The following is a 5,116-nucleotide window of genomic DNA, read 5'->3' as shown; positions in this document are numbered from 1 at the left end:
CTAGGAAAAAATTAACTAGCACCACGGGTATTACAATAATAATCGTAATAGCTAATGAAACAATTTCTCAATCTTTTTACCACTCCAACAAAAGTATCTTCGATTAATACTTGCTCAAGTTATGTGCAGCTACGAAAAAGTAGGTACCGAGGTACTTTCTTTTTCGCAGCTTTTTTTGGACTTATGAGAAGTACATTCGCTGGAAGAATACGATATAAAACGAGCTTTTTCACTAAAGATATTAATAGAGTGAAAGAAACAAGCTTTTGTTGTCAGTTTTTTCACTTTTCTAAAAATGAAAATAAAAAATTCTGGAAGTGGAGAAGAATTTTGCTTGCTATACTTTGTCTTGTAGAAAAGAGGTGGACAAAATAATGCAAGCTCAAATAAGCGATTTTCCATAACCTTGGTAGGAATGACAAATTAAATAGGAAAGGGAAGTAATAATATGGATAAAAAAAAGTTATCTCTATTCGGTTTTTTTGCCCTGACAGCTTCCATGGTTTTGACTGTTTATGAGTATCCGACCTTTGCAACATCACAATTACATTTGGTTTTCTTTCTTCTTTTGGGAGGTATTTTATGGTTTCTACCAGTTGCTTTATGTGCTGCAGAAATGGCAACAGTTGAAGGATGGAAAGATGGTGGGATTTTCAGTTGGGTTAGTCAAACTTTAGGAGAACGTTTTGGTTTTGCAGCTATTTTTTTCCAATGGTTTCAAATTACAGTAGGTTTTATTACAATGATCTACTTCATACTAGGAGCGCTGTCGTATGTAATTAATTTTCCAGAGCTTAATACAGATCCATTTATCAAGTTTATTGGTGTATTAGTCATTTTCTGGGTACTGACTTTTTCACAGTTGGGCGGGACCAATCGTACCGCTAAAATTGCTAAAGCAGGATTTGTCATTGGAATTGTTATTCCTTCGATCATTCTCTTTGGTTTAGCAGCAGCCTACTTTATCGGCGGTAATCCGATTCAAATGGCTATTAATGCGAAAGCTTTTATTCCTGACTTTTCTCAGCTTTCAACTTTAGTAGTATTTGTATCTTTTATATTGGCTTATATGGGCGTAGAAGCTTCAGCATCACATATTAATGAGCTGGAAAATCCCCAAAGAAACTACCCATTGGCAATGTTTTTACTAGTGATTTTGGCCATCGCCTTAGATGCAATCGGCGGTTTCTCAGTAGCAGCGGTTATTCCACAACATGACTTGTCTCTCAGTGCTGGTGTAATCCAAACATTTGAAATGCTTATTTTACATTTTAACAGTCATTTGCATTGGTTGGTAAAAGTGATTGCTCTCATGATTGCCTTTGGCGTTATGGGTGAAGTTAGTTCTTGGGTAGTTGGTCCATCACGAGGGATGTTTGCAGCTGCTCAGCGAGGTCTGTTACCAGTTTTCTTCCGGAAAACTAATAAACAAGGCGTTCCAGTTCCGTTGATTATGATACAAGGAATTATCGTTACTATTTGGGCAGCAGTCTTAACTTTTGGTGGAGGAGGCAACAATTTATCATTCTTAGTAGCAATCTCCTTAACTGTTGTTATTTATCTCGTAGGATATTTACTATTTTTCCTAGGTTACTTTGTATTAGTTTTTAAGAAAAAAGACTTAAAACGAACTTACAATGTACCAGGAAAAACTGTTGGCAAAACGATTATCGGTGGAATTGGTTTTATTTTATCAGTGTTCGCATTGCTTATCTCTTTTGTACCACCAGCTTCAATTGCAGCTAGTGAGCACCGAACATACCAAATCATACTACTTATTAGCTTTGTAGTGACTGTTCTTTTACCTTTTATCATTTATGAAGTACATGATAAAAGTGCTCACACAACTATTGAGGAACCTACTCACGTGAAAGCTGAAGACGTTAATCCCGCTGTTTATCCAGCTGCTAGAGGAGAGCACCACGTTACAAAAAATGATGAACATATTTTAAAACATTAGGAGGAATTCATTATGTTATACGGAAAAGATAATCAAGAAGAAAAAAGCTATTTGGAACCAATTTTTGGCTCTGCAAGTGAGGATGTTGTCTTGCCTAAATATAAGTTAAACAAAGAATCCATTGAACCACGAATTGCTTATCAATTAGTACAAGACGAGATGTTGGATGAAGGAAATGCGCGATTAAACTTAGCTACTTTTTGTCAAACGTATATGGAACCTGAAGCAGTGAAATTGATGACCCAAACGTTAGAAAAAAATGCAATTGATAAATCAGAATACCCACGAACAACGGAAATTGAAAACCGCTGTGTAAATATGATTGCTGATTTATGGCATGCTCCAAATAATGAAAAATTCATGGGAACTTCAACGATCGGCTCTTCAGAAGCCTGCATGCTGGGTGGTATGGCCATGAAATTTGCTTGGCGTAAACGTGCTGAAAAATTAGGTCTTGATATTCAAGCAAAAAAACCTAACCTGGTGATCTCTTCTGGTTACCAAGTTTGTTGGGAAAAATTCTGTGTATATTGGGATGTGGAACTGAGAGAAGTCCCAATGGATGAAAAACATATGTCAATTAATCTAGATACTGTCATGGATTATGTGGATGAGTACACAATTGGTATTGTAGGTATTATGGGTATTACTTACACTGGTCGTTATGATGATATCAAGGGTCTGAATGATTTAGTTGAAGCTCACAATAAACAAACTGACTATAAAGTATACATTCATGTTGACGCTGCATCGGGTGGCTTTTATGCACCATTTACTGAACCTGATCTAGTTTGGGATTTTCAATTGAAAAATGTTATCTCAATTAATTCTTCAGGTCACAAATATGGTTTGGTATATCCAGGTGTGGGTTGGGTCTTATGGCGTGACCAACAATACTTACCAGAAGAATTAGTATTTAAAGTTAGTTACTTAGGTGGAGAAATGCCAACTATGGCTATCAACTTCTCTCATAGTGCAGCACAACTAATTGGTCAATACTACAACTTTGTACGCTATGGCTTTGATGGTTATCGTGATATTCACCAAAGAACTCATGATGTTGCTGTTTATTTAGCCAAAGAGATCGAAAAAACTGGTATTTTTGAAATCATTAATGATGGATCAGAATTGCCACTTGTGTGCTATAAGCTGAAAGAAGATCCCAATCGCGAATGGACACTATATGATTTATCTGATCGTCTGTTAATGAAGGGATGGCAAGTCCCAGCCTACCCATTACCTAAAGACTTGGATCAATTAATTATTCAACGCTTAGTTGTTCGAGCAGACTTTGGAATGAACATGGCTGGTGATTATGTACAAGATATGAACCAAGCAATTGAAGAGTTGAATAAAGCTCATATTGTTTATCATAAAAAACAGGATGTGAAAACGTACGGCTTTACTCACTAAAATTCTTCAGAGAAATATAAAAGAAGTTAATTAACTAATAAAAGGAGTTGTGATTACCACACAGCTCCTTAAATCTATTTGAATAAATATATGATATTCATTTGTTACACTCTCAATCTTAGCTGTTGTTCTATTCATCATTACTCTTATTGTAAGTAGTTCAGTCAAATTTGCTTTTTCAATTGATCGATAACAGTATGAATTGTTTGAAAAGTAATCGGATATATAATTGTTTTCTCACTACCTAAGCCTTCTTGGTATAAAGAACTATCGCAAAGTATAATCCGCTGAGTACAAAAGAAAGTGTCGTCTACTATTTCTCTAAGTTGTTTACAAATGATATTACTAATAGAAAAGTGTTCTCCCAAAATGTCTTCTAACTGTTGTCGATAGTATAAATACCTAAAGTCTGACGGAGCTACTATGAATACTTCAATTGGAGATTTCCGTTTATGCTCATTTAAAAGACTTAAACTAATGGTTAGTTTACGAATAGAATTCTCATTCCAACGCAGAAATAAATTGTTTTGTTTTCGCCATTGTTCAAGAATTTCATGAACTTCTAAGTACAAAGCGCGTTGCTCTTCATTTAACAAGTAAGTCTTATCAGGTTGAAATATCTGAATATCAGCCCAAAGTGAGCGGATAAACGGGAGAAGTGCTTTATCAAAAAGTATCTGATTTTCTTCAGATATATTCAGAGATAAGATAAGTTTTTGACGGAGCTCAATCACCAAAGGGTCATCTGCTACATGGTTTTGATAAACAACGTTCAAGTCTTTTTGTAACAATTCAAAGTTATCGCATAGATAATTTCTAGAGTTGAATAGAAAGTAGATATAAAAGCATTCATCTTCGTCATGACATAAAGAGAAAGAAAGTTGCTCTAATCCTTTCTGTATTAGCTGAAACAAGAGAGTATGTCGGGTAACTCTTTTTTCTTCCTGACTAAAATATATTGGGTTAGTCTTAGATCTCTGCAAACCGATAGCGATACCTAATAAAATAAATTGTTTTTCAACTGTAGGGTAACTTCTTGAAAAAAAATGTTTTTCTACATAATCAATCAATTGTTGACCGCTTTGAATAATTGATTTATTTAGCTGGATCAACTCCGTCCGATTTGTCTCATAGATTATCGTTAGTAACAAACTTCGATAATCCTTTTCAGGAATTTCAAAATGGCCATCAGCATTTAAGTACTGCATTTGTTTAAAAAAATCAATCAACTCATTTCGTAAGTTGTAAACTTTGCTTAACGAAATGAAGGTAGTATCAGCTATATTACTCCAATTGTGTTCCCCTGATAAATAATGTCCTAATACATTGAAAAAGTCAGAGCGCTGATAGATGAGTTGAGTGAGTGCCAACCTCGAAAACGAAGAGTCGAATGCGACTGTAAAGCTACTTCTAGCTTTCTCCACTGAAATAATTTGCTGATGGAGTATGTCGGTAATGCATTCCAAGTCGTTAGTGACAGTGAGTGGGCAAACGTTCAATTGATCTGCTATTTCGCGAATCTTAATGGTCCCTTTTTCGTGTAATTGCTCACAAATGTAAACTTGACGAAAAATACTTTTCTCCAGATAGGTTTCCAACATAGTACTCCTCCTAGTCATTTTATACATAACTATTATAACTCTACCAATCGGAATAGTCCTGTAATATATTGAATCAAAAATATAAATTAGAAAATATGGAATGGCAACAGTTTTTTGACAAATTTTATAAGGTGCATAACTT

Annotated in this window: 3 protein-coding genes; 2 read left to right on the top strand and 1 reads right to left on the bottom strand. The window is 35.0% G+C overall.

Going from position 1 to position 5,116, the window contains the following annotated elements:
• Positions 1–448 precede the first annotated feature (448 nt).
• Together gadC and HMPREF2731_RS04895 are read left to right on the top strand one after the other, a co-directional pair.
• Positions 449–1,960: a glutamate/gamma-aminobutyrate antiporter gene (gadC, locus tag HMPREF2731_RS04900; protein ID WP_002309701.1), complete on the top strand. Its 1,512-nt coding sequence runs from the start codon at positions 449–451 to the stop codon at positions 1,958–1,960.
• A gap of 12 nt (positions 1,961–1,972) precedes the next feature.
• Positions 1,973–3,373, top strand: a complete 1,401-nt coding sequence (locus HMPREF2731_RS04895) for a glutamate decarboxylase (protein WP_002309699.1) — start codon at positions 1,973–1,975, stop codon at positions 3,371–3,373.
• Positions 3,374–3,537: 164 nt separating this feature from the next.
• Here HMPREF2731_RS04895 and HMPREF2731_RS04890 read toward each other — a convergent pair whose 3' ends face one another.
• Positions 3,538–4,974: a helix-turn-helix domain-containing protein gene (locus HMPREF2731_RS04890; RefSeq protein WP_070872433.1), complete on the bottom strand. Its 1,437-nt coding sequence runs from the start codon at positions 4,972–4,974 to the stop codon at positions 3,538–3,540.
• Positions 4,975–5,116: the final 142 nt, after the last annotated feature.

The sequence above is a fragment of the Enterococcus sp. HMSC072F02 genome, assembly GCF_001837725.1.
Lineage (GTDB): Bacteria > Bacillota > Bacilli > Lactobacillales > Enterococcaceae > Enterococcus_B > Enterococcus_B lactis.
This window is presented reverse-complemented; position numbering and strand designations above follow the sequence as displayed.